The sequence below is a fragment of the Amycolatopsis rubida genome, assembly GCF_900115345.1.
Taxonomy (GTDB): domain Bacteria; phylum Actinomycetota; class Actinomycetes; order Mycobacteriales; family Pseudonocardiaceae; genus Amycolatopsis; species Amycolatopsis rubida.
Genome location: NZ_FOWC01000002.1, coordinates 147,024 through 163,753 on the forward strand (window position 1 = coordinate 147,024; position 16,730 = coordinate 163,753).

Genomic DNA, 16,730 nt, shown 5'->3' on the forward strand with positions numbered 1-16,730 from the left:
GCTCACTCGATGCGGGCGATCGGCGCGCCCTGCTTCACCACCTCGCCCTCCCCCGCCAGAAACCGCACCACGCCGGAAGCCGGAGCCGGGACCTCCGCGTCGACCTTGTCCACCGCGACCTCCGCGATCAGCTCGCCCTCGCGGACGGTCGCGCCGTCCGTCGCGAACCAGGTGGCGAGGACCCCCTCGCCGGCCGGGTCGGTTTCGGACAGGACGGGGAACAGAACTTCGGTCATGCGCCCACCAGGTCGAGGACGGCCTGCCGGATCCGTGCCGGCGTCGGCAGCACCGCGTACTCCAGCGGACGCGCGTACGGAATCGGCACGTCCGGCACCGCTACGCGCGCGGCTGGGGCACGCAGCAGGCCCGGATCCCGCTCCACCACGCGGGCGATCACCTCGCCGGACAGGCCGAACGACAGGTAGTCCTCGTCGACCACGAGCAACCGGCCGGTTTTGCCGACCGAATCGAGAATCGTCTCGGTGTCCAGCGGGACCAGGCTGCGCAGGTCCACGACCTCGCAGTCGACGCCCTGTCCGGCGAGATCGCCGGCGACGTCGAGGGCGTGGTGCACTGACAGCGACAGCGTCACGACGGTGACGTCGCTGCCCGGGCGCACGACATTCGCCTTGCCGATCGGGACCTCGTGGTCGCCTTCCGGCACCGGACCGATCGACCGGCGGTTCTTCGCCATCCACGGCAAGCCCATGACTCCCTTGTGGAACAGGTACACCACCGGGTTGTCGTCGCGGATCGCGGCGGTCATCAATCCCTTGGCATCGGCGGGATTGCTCGGCACGACGACCTTCATCCCGGGCAGGTGCGCGAACGTTCCCCACAGGCACTGGGAATGCTGCGCCCCGTCCGAATATCCGCCGCCGACCGCCGCGGTCAGCACCATCGGCACGGACACGGCACCGCCGGATTCGTAGTGGATTTTCGCCATGTGGTTGTAGATCTGGTCCATGCAGACGCCGAAGAAGTCGACGAACATCAGCTCGACGACCGGCCGCAGGCCCTCGACCGCCGCTCCGATCGCGGTGCCGATGAAGGCGGTCTCGGAGATCGGGGTGTCGAGCACCCGGCGCGGGCCGAACCGGTCGAGCAATCCCGTGGTGGAGCTGAAGATCCCGCCGTAGGACCCGACGTCCTCGCCGAGCACGAACACCCGCTCGTCGCGGTCCATTTCCTGGGCGATGGCCTCGACCATGGCCTTCGCGGTGCTGAGTTTCCGCCCGGCGGGCGCGGAGGGTTCGGTGAGCGTCATTGCTGCTTCTCCTCGCTGTGTCGTCAGGCTCGCGCGAACACGAATTCCAGCGCGGTGGCGGGGTCCGGCTCGGGGCTCTCTTTGGCGAAAGCGATCGCCGCTTCGACTCGCTCGCCCGCCGCCGCCTGGAACCCGGCGACCTTCGCGTCGTCGAGATCGCCGTCGGCGCGCAGCTGGTTCTCGTAGGTAGGCAATGGATCTCGGCCCGGTACACCGTCCAAATCAGACCGATAGCCCTGTGCGTCGCCCTCGAAATGCCCCCACAGCCGTAACGTGTGCACCTCGATCAGGCTCGGCCCTTCCCCGGCGCGAGCCCGCGCGACGGCCTTGCCCGCCGCTTCGTGAACCGCCTCGACCGAGTTGTCCTCGACGCGCACGCCCGGAATCCCGTACCCGGCGGCGCGGTCCGCGTTCGACGTGACGCACGTGGACGCGCTGCGCGGCACCGAGATGCCCCAGTCGTTGTCCTCCACCAGGAAGACCACCGGCAGCTGCCACAACGCCGCGAGGTTGAGCGATTCGTGGAACGCCCCCTGGTTCGCCGCGCCCTCGCCGGTGACCGCGACGGCGACCCGGTCCGTCCCGCTGCGCTGGAACGCGAGCGCCTGCCCGAGCGCGGGCGGGTAGCCCTCGGCGATGATGCCGGAGCAGGAGAAGTGCACGGCGGGGTCGAACAGATGCATATGCCCGCCGCGGCCCCTGCCGAGTCCCGTTGTCCGGCCGAAGATCTCCGCGGTCATCCGGTTCAGGTCGACGCCGTGCGCGATGGCGAAATGATGCGGCCGGTGCGTCGCGGTGACCGCGTCGGCGGCGGTGAGATGCGCGCAGACGCCCGCCGCCACCGGTTCCTGCCCCGCGGACAGGTGCATCTCGCCGGGAACGAGGCCGGCACCGATGTCGAAGACGGGTTTCTTGTCGGCGTGGTACTCGCGGAGGATGGCCTCCTCGTAGGTGCGGATCAGAACCATCGTGCGGTACAGGTCCAGCCTGTCCTGCGCTTCCATGGGACCTCCCGTTCGCTCTGGAGGCCACTTTCACCGGGCGCGGCCCGCCGGACAACGGGCGGGATTTCAGATGGTGATAACGGCCCGGTTCACGGTGTGACGGCCAGGGCGCGAGACACCCGTTGGGCGGCTCGACGCAACGACTGCGACGGCGCCGAACCCAACCGCCGCGCGGGCAACGAGATCGCTACCGCGCCCAACGCGCCCGGTGTGCGGACCGTCGTCGCCAAGCACGCAGTACCGAGCAGATACTCCTCGCGATCGTTGAACACATCCCCGCTCTGCGACAACCGCTGCTCCAGCACCCGGCTGTCGGTGATCGTGTGCGGCGTGAGATCCGCCAGCCGATGCCGCGACAGGTAGTCCCGGCGGCCCTCGCTGTCGAGGCCGGACAGGATGCACTTGCCGAACGCCGTCGCGTGCGCCGATTCGTGCACGCCGACCCACAGGTCGACCGACGGGGCGGCCGGGCCGTCGGCGATGTCGATGAGCTTGATGTCGCCGTCGGAGTAGAGCGAGAGATAGGCCGCGCCGTGCACCTCGTCGCGCAGGGCTCGCAGCACCGGGCGGATCTTCGGCAGCAGCGCGTGCAGCGACGTGTGCTGGCGCAGTCCGCTGACCTGGCTGCCGAGCGCGTAGCCGTCGTCGAGTTTGCAGAGGTATCCCTCGTGGACGAGGGTGCGCAGCAGGTGGTACGTCGTGGGCAGCGGCAGCCCGACCGTGCGGGCGAGCACCTTGGCCGGCACCGGCCGCTCGCTCGCGCCGACCGCGTCGAGCAGGTGCAGCGCGCGCTGCACGGACCCGATCAAGGTCGGCTCAGCCGCCATTCCCCTCACCTCCGCGTCGCTGCGGACTCCAGCATGCGCTACCGCTCTGACCTGGGCAAGAGCAGTTCCACCGGAGGGATCACGGGCCGCCGCAGAAGGTCCGTTCCGCGACGAACGGGTCCGGCGGGACGGTCACCCCGGTCCGGTGCACAGCTCCGGTGAGGTTGGCCCAGAACCGGCCCGGCGACAGCGGCTCGCGCGTGGATCGCTGGATCTCCGCCAGGTCTCCGCAGCTCAACGCGTGCCGGGCGGCGGCGACCTGGTCGGCGGTGATGTCCGCGCGCAGGACGAAGTTGCCCGGGCTGAGAACCGGTGCCGACGGGTCCGCGTAATCCGCCAGCAGCCAGGCGTTGCTCAGCGGTTTCGAATGGCCCGGTTTCACCGTCGGGAATTCGAACCGCGCGCCGATCGGGTTGGCCAGGCCCCAGAAGTCGACGACGCCAACGTCCACCGGCGACAGGACCCCGACCGTCCCCAGATACACCCCGATGATCATGGACCTCGACGGGACGTCCGCACGCAACCGTGCGGTGAGGACCCGCTCCCGCGGATCTCCGTAGGTCAGGGTGTCCGGCCTTGCGGCGTCCTTGAGATAGGTCATCTTCGGGGTGAAGTCCGCCGACTCGGTGGGATACATCTTGCCGGTCCACGCGTGGTAGTAGCCGCGCTCGTCGTCGACGAGTCTGCTGTCTCGCGGGACGAACTGGCCGATGCTGGCGCAGAGAACCGCCCACGCGAGCAGGACGGTGCCGATCACGCGAGTGTTCTTCGCCGCCGGGAGCACCAGTACCGGCAGCATCAGCAGGAAGAAGATCGGCAGCACCATGCGCGCGTGCATGTAGTCGCCGCCGACCTTCAGCAGGTAGCCCAGCGACAGCACGCCGGCGACCACCGGGGTGAGCGTGACGATCCGATCGGTGCTGTGCCGCCGGAGGACCCCGGCGAGCAGGACGGTGCAGAGGACCAGCGGCAACCACAGCAGGTACGGGTCCACGAAATCGCCGACGTAGCCGAATCCGCGTCCCCAGAAGGATTCGCTCGCGTTCTTGGTGAGTGCGGGCATCGGCACGAGGATGCCGTAGAAGCCCATGCGGAAGATCTCGTAGCCGACCGGCAGCGCCCCGGCGGCCGCGACCGCGGCGAGGACGACTCGCCAGTTCGGCTTTGTCACCAGCCACAGCGATACCAGGAATACCGCCGCAACCAGCGCTTGTTCTGGACGCACCAGCGGGCCTAACCCCATCGTGAACGCTGCTGCGACAACGGGTTTGGCCGACGTACTGCCTCGAAAGCGCACGAGCAGCCACCAGCAGAGCGCCATCCAGAAGGTGTTCAGTCCGGTCTCCAGCCCGGACGTCGCGTACTGCCACACCGGCCGCACACCCAGCAGCACGAGGACGCCGCACGGCACCATCGCCGCGACGCGCCCGCCGTGCAACCGGATCGTCGCGCTGACCGCGAAGCCGAAGCCGGCGCCGGTGAGCAGGAGGCCGAGCATCCAGGACAGCGCCGAGGTGTCCGACTGGCCGAACACGAATCCGGCGAACGCCAGCAACCATTGCCACAGCGTGCTCGTGGAAGCCTCGGCTCGTTCGCCGAGGTTGTAGACCGGACCGTTTCCGGCGAGGATTTGCTCGACGATCCTGGTGAAGATCAGCGCGTCGTCGCAGATCCAGCGGGTGACGTAGCCGATAATGGTGACCAGAAGGACCGACCCCGCGATTATCCAGCTATTTCTTCGGCCGTTCCCGAATGCGGAATCGGGCTGATTTACGGCGCGCGGAAGCGCCCTTGGCATGGTGTCCATGAAACTCCTTGCGAAAAGAGCGCTATGCGATTTGACGGCGGTAGTCGATGATTCCGGCCGCGGTCAGCGCTGCGATGCCCGCGCCCACCAGGAAGACCTGCACCAGATCCATCGGCTCGAAGGCGCCCGCGGCCATGGTCGCGAGGAGGACAAGCGGCTGGACCAGGACCAGCGAACAACACACCGCGAGCGAGAACGACCACACCGGCGAACGTCGCCGGAATGCGAAATAGGCGGGAATGACGAGCGCTGCCGCCCACGCGAACCAGGACAGCCCGCGCAGATCCGACTCGGCGAAGGAACCGAAGTAAAACCCGGAAACCGCGACTCCGGTCAACGCGATCCGCCATTTTCGCGCGGACGGCGGCGGCGCGCCGAGATGGAATCCGGCGATCAGGAGCGGCAGCGGCAGCCATTGCGGAACGAAATAGCCAAGCAGATCAGGGCTGAAACTGAAAGAATACTGGTACAGGAACGCCGCGAACCCGGCGACCAGCACGACCCCGGCAACGCCCCGCGCGGCTCGGCGCCGTCCGGCGAAAAGGAGCGCGAGCGGTACGGCCGCGGCGGCGACCAGCGCGACGTCCTGCCCAAGCTGCTGGACCGACGGGAACGAGTAAAGCGACAGAGTGCCCTCAGCGGCGAAGGAATACAGACCATGCGTCCGCGGGTAGCCGAGCACATCGCACACGTCGTGGCCGAGGGAGACGACGCCCTTCATCACTCCCCAGAGGAGCCCGAGCAGGGCCACCAGCCGAACGGTGTCACCGAAAGCGACCACGCGCGCCGGTGCTGAGCCAGCGGCCAGCCGGGCGCGCAGCCCCAGCCCCAGCATCGCGAGCAGTTCGCGCCCTTCCGCGAGGCGACCGGCTTCCCGCGCGTCCAGCAGGGTGCCGACCATTTCGTCCTCGCGGTCGGCGCGGTACCAGCGGGGAAGAAGCCGCACCATCCGGCGGTACTGCAGCTCCGGCGCGGTCATACCGCTACCTCCGGAACATTCGCCGCCAGCCGCCGGGACTGCTCGGCCAACCGAGCGCACCGAAACCCGGGAGCGCTCATGCCCCACCCCCGAGCGCCCAGCCCCGCGCCCGCAAGACTGACTCGGCGGCAGCGGCGTTCGCGGCCAGCCGCCGGGACTGCTCGGCCAAAGTACGGCCGCCGAGGTCGGTCAGCCGGTAGTACCGACGGAGCCGGCCCTGGTGGACCTCTTCCCTGTCCCGTTCCGCCCATCCGTCCGCGACCAGCCGGTCCAGCACGCCGTACAGCGTGCCGACCCGCAGGCGGACCCGGTTTTCGGACAGCTTCTCGACGGCCTGGACGATGCCGTAGCCGTGTTTCGGCTCGTCGGCGAGCGCGGTGAGGATCAGGAAGACCTGCTCCGACATGCCTCGTTCGGTCACCCGTCCATATATATCACGTCGCGATATATGCGGGTGGGCGAAGCAAAGAACCTACCGGTCAGCGACCGCGGTCCCCTCCAGTTCGACCAGCAGCGCCGGGATCGCCAGCCGGGGCACGCCGAGCATCGTGGTCGACGCGGGGAGGGTGCCGTGGCGCCGGAAAAGCGGGCCGGCGCCGGTCGGGTAGACGTTGAGCCGGACCAGGTTCTCCAGTGCCATGCCCGTTTCGGCGAGCACCGCTTCCAGGTCGTCGAAGCTCGGCGAGATCGGCCCGGACGGACGGCTTCGCCCGGAGGCGGCTTTCCAGGATTCCCGGCACGCCGAACGGGCACTGTGGGAGCCCGCCACAGCCGCGGAAGTTTTTGCGCCGCAAGCATTGCGCGCCGCGTTGCACCAGCGCGCCACCGCGATCGCCGCCGCCCGCGCCGGGCCGGCCTGAGCCCTCGGCACCAGCACTGCCCGCACCTTCCGTAGTTGTGCGGATACCTACTCGCTGGTAAGTTACTCGCCAGTCGTGATCCACTTCATGGTTCAAAGGGGAGTCATGATCCGGAAACCCGTCCGTGCGCTGATCGCCGCCGCCGCTCTCGCGATCACGTCCGCCGTCGCGCTGCCCGCCGCGGCTTCGGCCGATTCCTTCTACAGCTACGACGGCAGCACCCCGCTCTCGTCCTACGCTCCGGGCACCGTCCTGAAAAGCCGGACATTGACCTATCACGTTTTCGGCTTCCCCACTCCGGTGCGAGCCACGCAGCTGCTCTACCGGACCGCCGACGCACAGGGCAATGCCACCGCGAACGTCACCTCAGTCGTCCGCAATCCCTTGAGCAACACCGGAAAAGCCGTCTCGTACCAGTCCGCGTACGACTCGCTCGATCCCGCGGACGCACCGTCCCGCGCGATCGCGGGCGACGTCCGGCTCGGCGGCGTGCTGCCGAACGCCGAGTCGCTGCTCATCGCACCGGCGCTCGCGCTCGGGTACAGCGTCGTCATCCCGGACACCGAAGGCCCGAGTGCCGATTTCGCGGCGGGTCCGGAATACGGCAAGACCACTTTGGACTCGATCCGCGCGGCGACGCACGCGTCCGGCACCGGAATGACCGAATCCACCAAAATCGGCCTCCTCGGCTATTCCGGCGGCGCGATCGCGACCGGCTGGGCGTCGGCGATCGCCGGAAGCTACGCGCCGGAGGTCGAGAAGAACCTCGTCGGGTTCGCCGAGGGCGGGGTGCTCGTCGACCCCGCGCACAACCTCAAGTACGTCAGCGGCAGCCCGGTCTGGTCCGGCGTGATCCCGATGGCGCTGATCGGCGTCTCGCGCAGCTACGGCATCGACCTCAAGCCGTACGCCAGCGAGTACGGCCTCAAGGTGCTCGCCGAGCTCGAGCACGCGTCGATCGTCAACGCGCTCGGCCGCTACCCCGGGCTGACCTGGCAGAAGCTGGTCAAGCCGGAGTATGCGAACCCGAACTCGGTGGCTCCGTACGTCGACGCGGTCAACAAGGTGAACATCGGCTCGGCGGCGACGCCCTCGATTCCCGGGTTCATCGCGCAGGCCGGCAACGGCGCGCTCGAAGGCACCGTCAGCAACGAACCGGGCATCGGCGGCGGCGACGGCGTGATGGTGGCCGGGGACGTCCGCGCGCTCGCGAATCAGTACTGCGGCACCGGAAACACCTCGATCAAGTACACGCAGTACGACGCACTCAGCCACGCCACCGCCGTCCCGGCGTGGGCACCGGCCGCGATCGCCTGGCTCGGCGACCGGTTCGCGGGCAAGGCCGCGCCGTCCAGCTGCGGGCACATCCCGGCGGGGAACTCGCTGGCGCCGGAGCAGCACACCGGCTCCTGAAGCGGCGGCGGCTCGGTCCGGCCTCGTGAGCGGCTCTCCCGGTTCTCACCGGGAGAGCCGCTCACGAGGCCAACTCCGCCAGCCGATCGAGCTGGCGCAACACGTCGCCGGGCTCCTCGTGGTCCTCAAGTTCGAACAGCACCCGATCGACCCCTGCCTCCGCGTAGTCCGCGAGCTTCTCCGGATCCGCCCCGTACAAGGTCACCGGCACCGGACGCCCTGCTCGCTCGCGCAGTTCCGTGATCCGCGCGCGCAGGAAGCCGATCGGGTACAGCGGCAGCGGAAGCCAGCCGTCGCCGTGGCTGAGGACCCGGTCCAGCACCTTCACCCCGACCCCGCCGATCAGCACGGGCAGCGGACGCGCGGGTTTGGGCCACGACCAGATCGGGTCGAAGTCGACGAACTCGCCGTGGAACTCCGGTTCGTCCTCGGTCCACATAGTCCGGACGGCGGCGACGTGTTCGAGCATGCGCGCGAGCGGACGCGCCGGATCGACGCCGTGGTTGGCCATTTCCTCGGCGTTCCAGCCCGGGCCGACCCCGAGTTCGAACCGGCCGCCGGACAGCACGTCGACGCTCGCCGCCTGTTTGGCCAGCGTGATCGGGTGATGCTGGCTCACCAGCGACACCGCGGTGCCGAGCCCGATCCGCTCGGTGCCGGCCGCGATGGCGGCGAGTGCGGTGAACGGGTCGAAGGTGTGCGAGTAATGCCGCGGCAGCGGTCGCGGTTCCGCCGCGCCCACCGGGTACGGGGTGAGCCGGCTGGCCGGGATGTGCGTGTGTTCGGTGAGGAACAGCGAGCCGAACCCGCGCTCCTCCACCGCCTTCCCAAGCCGCACGGGGGCGATGCCGTAGTCGGTGAGGAAGGTGACGATTCCGTGGTCCATGCGACCACCGTAGCCTAAATGTCAGTCGTATGACACTTATCTCGGCGGTGCTAGCGTGACGCCGTGCCCCGAACCGAACGCCCGCGAGCCGACGCCCAGCACAACCGGCGCGCGATCCTCGCCGCGGCCCGCACGGCCGTCCAAGGCAGCGGCGAGGTCTGGCTCGACAAGGTCGCGCAGGCCGCGGGGGTCAGCGCGCGCACGCTGTATCGGCATTTCCCTGCCAAAGACGACCTGCTGACCGCGGTGCTCGAAGACTACTTCGCCGAACAGGTGGAGCCGATCCGCCGTCGGGTCGCTGCCGAGCAGGATCCGCGGCGGGCGCTGGAAATCGTGCTGGAGAGCGGGGTCGAGGCGTTTCGCGAGCACCCGGGGATCCTCGCGCTGGTCAACGGCAACGCACTCGCCGCCGAGATCGCCGGGCGGCATCTGGGGACGTTCGGCGAGGTGCTGTCCCGCGCACAGGAATCCGGCGCGGCGCGCGCGGACCTGACGCTCGAAGATCTCCCCTGCCTGATCACCATGGTCACCGCGGTCGCGGGCGCGCACTGGCGCCGCTATCTCGCCCTGCTGCTCGATGGCCTTTCCCCGGCCGCGGCTTCCGCGCTGCCCACCGGAAAACCCTTGCCCGCGGGCTGAGCGAACCGGGCTTTTCCTCGCCGGCCAGCGAATCAGCCGCCCGAATCGGCCGATGGAATGCACGTCCCGGCACCGGTCTCGCGCGGTCGGCGACGTCCGGTTCGGCACCGTGCGAGAGGTCCGGCACACGAACCGGTTCAGTCACGGCCGGTCGGGCGAAACGGGATCAAGCGCGCGGCGGTAAAGCGTCCGAGATCTCCCGGACCAGCGCATAGGACCGTTTCCGCTCCGCGTGGTCGTGGATCGGGGTGGTGATCATCAGCTCGTCCGCACCGGTTTCGGCGATGACCGCGCGCAACGAATTCCGCAGTGCGGCCGGGGCTCCGGCAAGGACTGGACCAGGCCCGATCGCCGGGTCGACGGTCGCGTCCTCCGGCCGTGGCAACAAGATCCGCTCGCCGCGCGAACGGCTCAGCGCCTTGGCTCGAACAGACCTGGCGAGCCATTCGGCCCGGTCTTCGGTCGCAGCGGCGACCACGGCGACGCTGACCACAATGGACGGTTCGAGCGTCCGGCCGGGACGGAAGGTCTCGCGGTAGATCCGGGTCGCGGCGGCGGCTTCCGCGGGGCGGAGGTGGTAGGCGAACGCGTACGGCAGGCCTAGTTCCGCGGCGAGGCGGGCGCTTGCCGTGCCTGAGCCGAGCAGCCAGACCTCCGGCACGTTTCCTCGCGCGGGAGTCGCGCGCAACGGCTGGTCGGCGTCGGCGAAGTACTCCAGCAACTCCTTGATCCGGCCGGGAAAGCTTTCCGCCGGGCCGGGGTTCAGCGCATCGGCCGCCCGTCGCGGACCGCCGAGCGCCCGGCCGAGCCCGAGATCGATCCGGCCGGGGTGGAACGCGGCGAGCGTGCCGAACTGTTCGGCGACGACGAGCGGCGGATGGTTGAGCAGCAGGACGCCGCCCGCGCCGACGCGGATCCGTTTCGTCGCGTCCGCGACACGGGCGGCCGACACGGCGGGCGCGGCGCTCGCGACCCCGCGCATGCCGTGGTGCTCAGGCAGCCAGTAGCGGTGATATCCCAGCTCGTCGGCCAGTTCGGCGAGGTCGACCGTGCGCTGCAACGCCTCGCGCGCGGTCGACCCCGCGACGATCGGCGATGTGTCCAGCACTGAAACCCGCATCCGCGCATCATCCCGGACCGGGTGCGCCACGACAACCGGACCGCCCGCGTCTCAAGTGGACGGTCCGGCCGCGGCTTACGAGGTCTCCCGCACCGGCGCGGGCGCGACCTCCTCCTCTTCCACCGCTTCGCTCAGCTGCCAGCCGCCCCGGCGACGCAGCACCACGAGGTAATACCCCAAGGCCAGCAACGCAATCGCCGCCGTGACGATGAGACTCGGCCGCCCGATCACCGGGTCGGTCGCGTTCACGTACAGCACGAACGCCAGCGCGACCAACGCCACCACCGGCGCGATCGGGAACCCGGGCATCCGGTACTTCGCCCCCGCCGTCGCTCCGGAGCGGCGGCCCAGGATCGCGCCGAGACACAGCGCCGCGTACACGACGACGATCGACGTGCTGGTCACGACGGTCAGGATCTGCGGGTCCACAAAGCACAGTGCGGCAGCGATGAAGCCGGTCGCCAGCGTCGCGACCCACGGGGTGCCGAACTTCGGATGCACCGCGGCGAGCGCGCGGTTCATCGCCTTCGGCCACGCGCGGTCCCGGCCGCTGCTGAACACCAGCCGCGAGCTGATCAGCACGATCGCGAGCACCGCGTTGATGATGGCGAGCGCGACCGCGAGGCTCAGCACAGTGTCGAGCGTGCTGCCGCCGCGGGATTGCACGAAGTACGACAACATGTTGGGAGAGCTGAACAAAGTGCCGAGATCCGGTGCGCCCATCAGTACCGCGGTGACCGGGATCAGCTCGGCCAGCACGGTGACCCCGAGTCCCATGAGGACAGCGCGCGCCACTCCGCGTCCGGCGTCCTGGGTTTCCTCTCCGAAGTAGACAGCCGAGCCATAGCCGTTGTAGGCGAAGATCGCGATCGCGGTAGCGATCATCACCGCGCTGATCGTCGCCGGGCCGCCGCCCGGGGCGACCGGATGCGCGAGCAGGTCGGTGAACGGCCGGGCAGGCTTGGCCAGCCCGAGCACCGCGACCACGGCCAGCGCCAGCAGCTCCACCGCGAGGAAAATGCCGGTGACCCAGGCGTTCAGCTTGATGTCGAACACCGCGACGATCGCGGCGAGCACGCAGGTCACCGACGCCACGACCGCGGGCGAGACGCCGGGCAGCACCACGCTCAGGTAGGTGCCGACGCCGAGCGCGATCACCGCGACGATCAGCACCTGCGTCACGATCATGATGCCCAGCACCATGAATCCGGGCAGTTTGCCCAGCGTGCGGGCGGCGATCGTGTACTCCCCGCCCGCGCTCGGGAAGGCCGAGCCCAGTTCGGCGTACACGAAGGCCATGAAGACGCCGACCACGGCGGCGGCGAGGAAGGCGTAGAAGGCGCCCGATCCGGCGCCGGTGAGGACGCCCGGTGCGATGACGAACACCGAGGACGCCGGGCTGATCGCGGAAAGCGTGATCAGCAGCATGCCGAGGGTGCGCAACCCGCGGCGCAAGACGGGGGTGGACAACGCTGGCCTCCATCAAGTCGTTGCTCAGGTACGTTGTTTGAATGGAACTCAAATAACCAGCCGGGCGTTCAGCTAAGGCCCTCACGGTCGTCACGTCAAGACTTCAGCGGTCTCGATCCGTCCAGGGGTTGCATTTTTCGAGATTTGTTCAAAGAATCAGGGCATGGCAAGACCGAGCAAGGCCCCCGAGCGGCGGGCGGAACTGGTGGCCGCGGCACGGCACACGGTCGTCGAACGCGGCGTGCTGAACCTGAAGCTGCGCGACGTCGCGGACCACGCCGGCATGTCGCCGGGTTCCCTGTTGTACTACTACCCTTCCCTGAGCGACCTGCTCGAAGACGTGCAGCAGGAGGCCGTCGAACGCTTCTGTGTAGCGCGCGAAGCCGCTGTCGCCGCCGAGGCCGACCCGCGCGCCCGGATGCGCGCGATGATCGGCAGCGGACTGCCGAACGGCAAGAACGACGAACTGTGCGTGCTGCTGTACGAACTGGGCACCATCGCCCGCCGCGAACCGGCCTACGCCGCGCGGCACATCGCACTGTACGAACGCCAGGTCCGCGGCTACGTCGGCATCCTGGAAGCCGGTGCCGCGACCGGGATTTTCGACCTGACCGACGACCCGGTCACCATCGCCCGCAACCTCGTCACCCTCGAAGACGGGTACGGGCTCCACCTGACCCAAGCCGTCCCGCCGCTGGACCGATCCGTCGCCGAGGCGATGGTGCTGTCCTACGCGCGCGTGTCGACCCGATGCTCCCTGGAGGACCCCGCATGACCCGCGCCCGCGACCTAGGACTGGCCCTCGGCGGCAAGCCCGGCCCGCACAACGCGATCACTGACATCCCGGGCGTCGAGGTCGGATACACCACCCTGATCGAAGGCGCGTCGGTGCGGACCGGCGTCACCGCGATCCTGCCGCGCGGCCGTTCCCGGTTCGACGTGCCTTGCTCCGCAGGCACCTTTTCGTTGAACGGCAACGGAGAAATGACCGGCCGTGCCTGGCTGGCCGAGACGGGTTCGCTGACCCTGCCGGTTCTGATCACCAGCACCCACTCGGTCGGGCAGTGTCATCGGGGGACGATCGACTGGGTTGTCCGCGAACGCCCGGACGCCGCGGCGGAGTGGCTGCTGCCGGTGGTCGCGGAGACGTGGGACGGCTATCTCAACGACGTCAACGCCCCGACCATCCGGACCGGCCACGCAGTCGCCGCCATCGACGCGGCTGCCTCCGGCCCCATCGCCGAGGGTTCGGTGGGCGGCGGCACCGGGATGACCTGCTACGGCTTCAAGGGCGGGACTGGTACGTCGTCACGGGTTGTCGCGCACGGGCCGGACAGCTACACCGTTGGTGCTTTGGTGCAGGCGAACTTCGGCAGCCGTCCGGAACTCACCGTGGCCGGGTCGCACCTGGGCGTGGCGCTGGCCGACGACAATCCCATGGCCGACACCAGCTGGCTCGCCCCCGCCGGTGCGGGTTCGGTGATCGTCGTGGTCGGGACCGACGCGCCGCTGCTGCCCGGTCAGTGCACCGCGCTCGCCCGCCGGGTGCCTTTGGGGCTGGCCCGGACCGGGACCACCGGGTCGCACTTCTCGGGGGATCTGTTCCTGGCGTTCAGCACTGCCAACGCAGGTGCGCTGACCAGCCATTTCCCGCGGCCGGACGATGAGCCTTACGAGAGCATGCGGTTCATCCCGTGGGGTGCGATCGATCCGTTCTTCGAGGCGGTGGTGCAGGCGGTGGAGGAGGCGGTGTTGAACGCGCTGGTGGCCAACGAGGAGATGACCGGGCATCGGGGGCATCGGGTTCCGGCGCTTCCGTTGAGCCGCTGGCAGGAGGGGGCCTGAAGCAGGCGCGGCGGGCTCGCCCCACCGAAAAAAGCCACGCACAACGCTGCCGCCGACGCGCAAGTCGCCCCGACGGGCGGATCAGAACCGCGAGATCTCGAAGCCCCTTGATACCTCCGGTCCCCCAGTCCGGCGAACGACGACCGCCGCACGGCCGAGTCAGGGCGCACAGGGAAGTCATTGGCATCAGCAAGTCAACTCCGCAACGACATGCCCCGGCCCCGGCGCCGATGTTGCCGCTTCGAGTTGTATGCGTTGTCATGACTCACGTCCGACAAGCCGGCACCCCGCGCTGCTTGGCAGGCCGCACTTCCGGAGATCCCCGCGGGGACCGTGAGTCACAGGTGCCCGGAATCTCACCGGTCAGACGGAGACAGCACGATGCCTGCTCCGCTGCCAGCCCACGTCGCACCCTTGCCCCCATACGCCAGGATCGTATATCTTTTGAGATATCTTCCTCTCCCGACGACATCCGGGCAGGTCAACCCCCATGAGTCCCGTATCGAGCACCACCCCGCCGGAGCGGCCGGGCAAGGTCATCGCGCTTCACCTGAACTACCCGTCCCGCGCGAAGCAGCGCGGGCGGACCCCGGCGAAGCCCTCCTACTTCGTCAAACCCACCACCTCGATCAGCACCTCCGGCACCCCCGTCGAGCGCCCGGCAGGCACCGAACTCCTCGCCTTCGAGGGCGAGATCGCCTTGATCATCGGCAAGCAGGCCCGCCACGTCAGCCCCGGCGAAGGCTGGAGCTGCGTCGAGAGCGTCACCGCCGCCAACGACTTCGGCGTATACGATCTGCGGCACGCTGACGGCGGTTCCAATCTCCGCTCCAAGGGCGGCGACGGGTTCACCCCGCTCGGCCCGGCCACGATCCCCGCCGCCGAGGTCGATCCCCGGAACCTCCGGGTCCGCACCTGGGTCAACGGCGAACTCGTCCAGGACGACACCACCGAAGACCTCATTTTCGACTTCGGCACCCTCGTCGCCGACCTCTCCCAGCTGAGCACCCTCGAACCCGGCGACGTCATCCTCACCGGGACCCCGGCGGGATCGTCGGTGGTGCAGCCGGGCGACACGGTCGAGGTCGAGGTCAGCCACGGCGACCTGACCACCGGGCGGCTGGTCACGCCGGTCACGGAGGGCACCACACCGCTCCCGGAGTTCAGCGCTCAGCCCAAGATCGACGACAACCAGCGCGAGCAGGCTTACGGCGACCGGGAATCCGCGGGGCTCCCGGCGGAATTCGTGCTCACCGAGGAACTCAAGACCAAGCTCACCAGCGTAGGCACGGCAACGCTTTCCGCCCAGCTGCGCAAAAACGGCTACAACCACGTCTCCATCGACGGCCTCGGCTCCACCCGGCCGGACACGAAACTCATCGGCCGGGCGAGGACGCTTCGCTACGTCCCCTTCCGCGAGGACCTCTTCACATCCCACGGCGGCGGCTTCAACGCCCAGAAACGCGCCATCGATTCGCTCAACCCCGGCGACGTCCTGGTCATGGAAGCCCGCGGCGAAAAGGGAACCGGCACGATCGGCGACATCCTCGCCCTGCGCGCCCAGGTCCGCGGCGCGGCGGGAATCGTCACCGACGGCGGCGTTCGCGACCTGGCGGCGGTGGCGGCGCTGGACATTCCGACCTACCACTCCGGTCCGCACCCGGCCGTGCTCGGCCGCCGCCACGTTCCTTGGGACGTCGACATCACCGTCGCTTGCGGCGGCGCGACCGTCCAGCCGGGCGACGTGATTGTCGGCGATTCCGACGGGGTCCTGGTGATTCCGCCGCACCTGGCGGAAAAGATCGCGGACGCGGCGATCGAGCAGGAACGCCAGGAAACGTTCATCGCGGAGCAGGTCGCGAACGGCGAAAGCGTCGACGGCCTCTACCCGATGAACGAGCGCTGGAAGGCCAGGTACGCCCAGTGGCGCCCGTAGCCGGCGAGAGCAAATCCCAGCGCGCGTACCGCTGGATCAAGGACCGGATCGCGGACCGGACCTTCGGCCCCGGCTATCGCCTGGTCCTGGGGCAGATCGCCAGGGAACTGGACGTCAGCGTCGTCCCGGTGCGCGAAGCGATCCGGCTGCTCGAAGCCGAAGGGCTGGTCACGTTCGAGCGGAACGTCGGCGCGCAGGTGGTGATGGTCGACGAAACCGCCTACGAGCACACCATGCAAACGCTTGCCCTGGTGGAAGGTTTCGCCACCTCGCTGTCCGCCCCGAAACTGTCCGCCGAGGACATCGAGCGGGCACGGGCGGTCAACGAGCAGCTGCGCCTGTCGCTGGAGAACTTCGAGCCGCACCGGTTCACCGAGCTGAACCAGGAGTTCCACTCTGTTCTTTTCGAACCGTGCCCGAACCCGCACGTGCTCGATCTCGTGCACCGCGGCTGGCACCGGCTGGCCTCGCTGCGCGATTCGACGTTCAGCTTCGTCCCGGGCCGCGCGCACGAATCCGTGAAGGAACACGAACAACTGCTGGTGCTGATCGAGCAGAACGCCGACCCGCTGGAACTCGAACTGGCCGCGCGCAGGCACCGCACCGCCACCCTCGACGCCTACCTCGACCGGCGGGCCGCCCCGCCCGCCGAAGCTCCCTAGGAAGGACCCCACCCC

General features: G+C 69.1%; 17 protein-coding genes. 6 read left to right on the forward strand and 11 right to left on the reverse strand.

The features are described from left to right. Positions 1-2 precede the first annotated feature (2 nt). From BM362_RS09635 to BM362_RS48775, 8 genes are all read right to left on the reverse strand, one after another. Positions 3-236 carry a biotin/lipoyl-containing protein gene (locus BM362_RS09635; RefSeq protein ID WP_067580742.1) on the reverse strand — a complete coding sequence of 78 codons (234 nt, stop codon included), beginning with the start codon at positions 234-236 and terminating at the stop codon, positions 3-5. Then, entirely contained in the window at positions 233-1,267 is a 1,035-nt protein-coding gene (locus BM362_RS09640) for an alpha-ketoacid dehydrogenase subunit beta (RefSeq protein WP_093572881.1), read from the reverse strand. The genes BM362_RS09635 and BM362_RS09640 overlap by 4 nt, the downstream gene beginning before the upstream one ends. A gap of 23 nt (positions 1,268-1,290) precedes the next feature. Continuing rightward, positions 1,291-2,271, reverse strand: a complete 981-nt coding sequence (locus BM362_RS09645) for a thiamine pyrophosphate-dependent dehydrogenase E1 component subunit alpha (protein WP_093572882.1) — start codon at positions 2,269-2,271, stop codon at positions 1,291-1,293. Between the two features lie 89 nt (positions 2,272-2,360). Continuing rightward, positions 2,361-3,098 (reverse strand): IclR family transcriptional regulator, encoded by a 738-nt coding sequence (locus BM362_RS09650; RefSeq protein WP_067580735.1) that lies wholly within the window; start codon positions 3,096-3,098, stop codon positions 2,361-2,363. 79 nt (positions 3,099-3,177) lie between these two features. Continuing rightward, on the reverse strand, positions 3,178-4,905 hold the full coding sequence (locus tag BM362_RS09655; RefSeq protein WP_093572883.1) for an ArnT family glycosyltransferase: 1,728 nt from the start codon (positions 4,903-4,905) through the stop codon (positions 3,178-3,180). 22 nt (positions 4,906-4,927) lie between these two features. Further along, positions 4,928-5,884: a hypothetical protein gene (locus tag BM362_RS09660; protein ID WP_093572884.1), complete on the reverse strand. Its 957-nt coding sequence runs from the start codon at positions 5,882-5,884 to the stop codon at positions 4,928-4,930. Positions 5,885-5,960: 76 nt separating this feature from the next. After that, positions 5,961-6,305 (reverse strand): PadR family transcriptional regulator, encoded by a 345-nt coding sequence (locus BM362_RS09665; RefSeq protein ID WP_338080316.1) that lies wholly within the window; start codon positions 6,303-6,305, stop codon positions 5,961-5,963. A 51-nt stretch (positions 6,306-6,356) separates the two neighbouring features. Further along, complete coding sequence (locus tag BM362_RS48775; protein WP_244287097.1) at positions 6,357-6,761, reverse strand: RidA family protein; 405 nt, start codon at positions 6,759-6,761, stop codon at positions 6,357-6,359. Between the two features lie 88 nt (positions 6,762-6,849). On the opposite strand from BM362_RS48775, the gene BM362_RS09675 reads away from it, so the two are divergent. Then, positions 6,850-8,157: a lipase family protein gene (locus BM362_RS09675; protein ID WP_093572885.1), complete on the forward strand. Its 1,308-nt coding sequence runs from the start codon at positions 6,850-6,852 to the stop codon at positions 8,155-8,157. Positions 8,158-8,218: 61 nt separating this feature from the next. On the opposite strand, the gene BM362_RS09680 is transcribed toward BM362_RS09675, so the two are convergent. After that, positions 8,219-9,043, reverse strand: a complete 825-nt coding sequence (locus BM362_RS09680; RefSeq protein ID WP_093572886.1) for an LLM class F420-dependent oxidoreductase — start codon at positions 9,041-9,043, stop codon at positions 8,219-8,221. A gap of 63 nt (positions 9,044-9,106) precedes the next feature. On the opposite strand from BM362_RS09680, the gene BM362_RS09685 reads away from it, so the two are divergent. Continuing rightward, on the forward strand, positions 9,107-9,682 hold the full coding sequence (locus tag BM362_RS09685; RefSeq protein ID WP_067580721.1) for a TetR/AcrR family transcriptional regulator: 576 nt from the start codon (positions 9,107-9,109) through the stop codon (positions 9,680-9,682). 166 nt (positions 9,683-9,848) lie between these two features. Here the strand turns inward: BM362_RS09685 and BM362_RS09690 are convergent, their stop codons facing one another. Both BM362_RS09690 and BM362_RS09695 read right to left on the reverse strand, forming a co-directional pair. After that, positions 9,849-10,802 (reverse strand): MsnO8 family LLM class oxidoreductase, encoded by a 954-nt coding sequence (locus BM362_RS09690; RefSeq protein ID WP_093572887.1) that lies wholly within the window; start codon positions 10,800-10,802, stop codon positions 9,849-9,851. 75 nt (positions 10,803-10,877) lie between these two features. Further along, a complete protein-coding gene (locus BM362_RS09695) occupies positions 10,878-12,272 on the reverse strand; it encodes an APC family permease (protein ID WP_093572888.1) in 1,395 nt (464 codons plus the stop codon). 163 nt (positions 12,273-12,435) lie between these two features. Between BM362_RS09695 and BM362_RS09700 the strand changes: the two genes are divergently transcribed. From BM362_RS09700 to BM362_RS09715, 4 genes are all read left to right on the forward strand, one after another. Further along, positions 12,436-13,047, forward strand: a complete 612-nt coding sequence (locus tag BM362_RS09700; protein WP_067580715.1) for a TetR/AcrR family transcriptional regulator — start codon at positions 12,436-12,438, stop codon at positions 13,045-13,047. Then, the gene (locus BM362_RS09705) at positions 13,044-14,117 is read left to right on the forward strand and encodes a DmpA family aminopeptidase (protein ID WP_067580713.1); all 1,074 of its coding nucleotides are present in this window, start codon (positions 13,044-13,046) and stop codon (positions 14,115-14,117) included. Before BM362_RS09700 ends, BM362_RS09705 begins: the two co-directional genes overlap by 4 nt. 490 nt (positions 14,118-14,607) lie before the next feature. Continuing rightward, the gene (locus BM362_RS09710; RefSeq protein ID WP_067580711.1) at positions 14,608-16,053 is read left to right on the forward strand and encodes a fumarylacetoacetate hydrolase family protein; all 1,446 of its coding nucleotides are present in this window, start codon (positions 14,608-14,610) and stop codon (positions 16,051-16,053) included. Next, positions 16,041-16,715 carry a GntR family transcriptional regulator gene (locus tag BM362_RS09715; RefSeq protein WP_067580709.1) on the forward strand — a complete coding sequence of 225 codons (675 nt, stop codon included), beginning with the start codon at positions 16,041-16,043 and terminating at the stop codon, positions 16,713-16,715. The genes BM362_RS09710 and BM362_RS09715 overlap by 13 nt, the downstream gene beginning before the upstream one ends. Positions 16,716-16,730 lie beyond the last annotated feature (15 nt).

Coding starts and splice junctions, on each gene's coding strand:
- BM362_RS09660 (WP_093572884.1), bottom strand. CDS start 5,884: ATGACCGCGCCGGAGCTGCAGTACCGCCGGATGGTGCGGCTTCTTCCC.
- BM362_RS09710 (WP_067580711.1), top strand. CDS start 14,608: ATGAGTCCCGTATCGAGCACCACCCCGCCGGAGCGGCCGGGCAAGGTC.
- BM362_RS09655 (WP_093572883.1), bottom strand. CDS start 4,905: ATGGACACCATGCCAAGGGCGCTTCCGCGCGCCGTAAATCAGCCCGAT.
- BM362_RS09690 (WP_093572887.1), bottom strand. CDS start 10,802: ATGCGGGTTTCAGTGCTGGACACATCGCCGATCGTCGCGGGGTCGACC.
- BM362_RS09705 (WP_067580713.1), top strand. CDS start 13,044: ATGACCCGCGCCCGCGACCTAGGACTGGCCCTCGGCGGCAAGCCCGGC.
- BM362_RS09640 (WP_093572881.1), bottom strand. CDS start 1,267: ATGACGCTCACCGAACCCTCCGCGCCCGCCGGGCGGAAACTCAGCACC.
- BM362_RS09700 (WP_067580715.1), top strand. CDS start 12,436: ATGGCAAGACCGAGCAAGGCCCCCGAGCGGCGGGCGGAACTGGTGGCC.
- BM362_RS09680 (WP_093572886.1), bottom strand. CDS start 9,043: ATGGACCACGGAATCGTCACCTTCCTCACCGACTACGGCATCGCCCCC.
- BM362_RS09675 (WP_093572885.1), top strand. CDS start 6,850: ATGATCCGGAAACCCGTCCGTGCGCTGATCGCCGCCGCCGCTCTCGCG.
- BM362_RS09645 (WP_093572882.1), bottom strand. CDS start 2,271: ATGGAAGCGCAGGACAGGCTGGACCTGTACCGCACGATGGTTCTGATC.
- BM362_RS09635 (WP_067580742.1), bottom strand. CDS start 236: ATGACCGAAGTTCTGTTCCCCGTCCTGTCCGAAACCGACCCGGCCGGC.
- BM362_RS09650 (WP_067580735.1), bottom strand. CDS start 3,098: ATGGCGGCTGAGCCGACCTTGATCGGGTCCGTGCAGCGCGCGCTGCAC.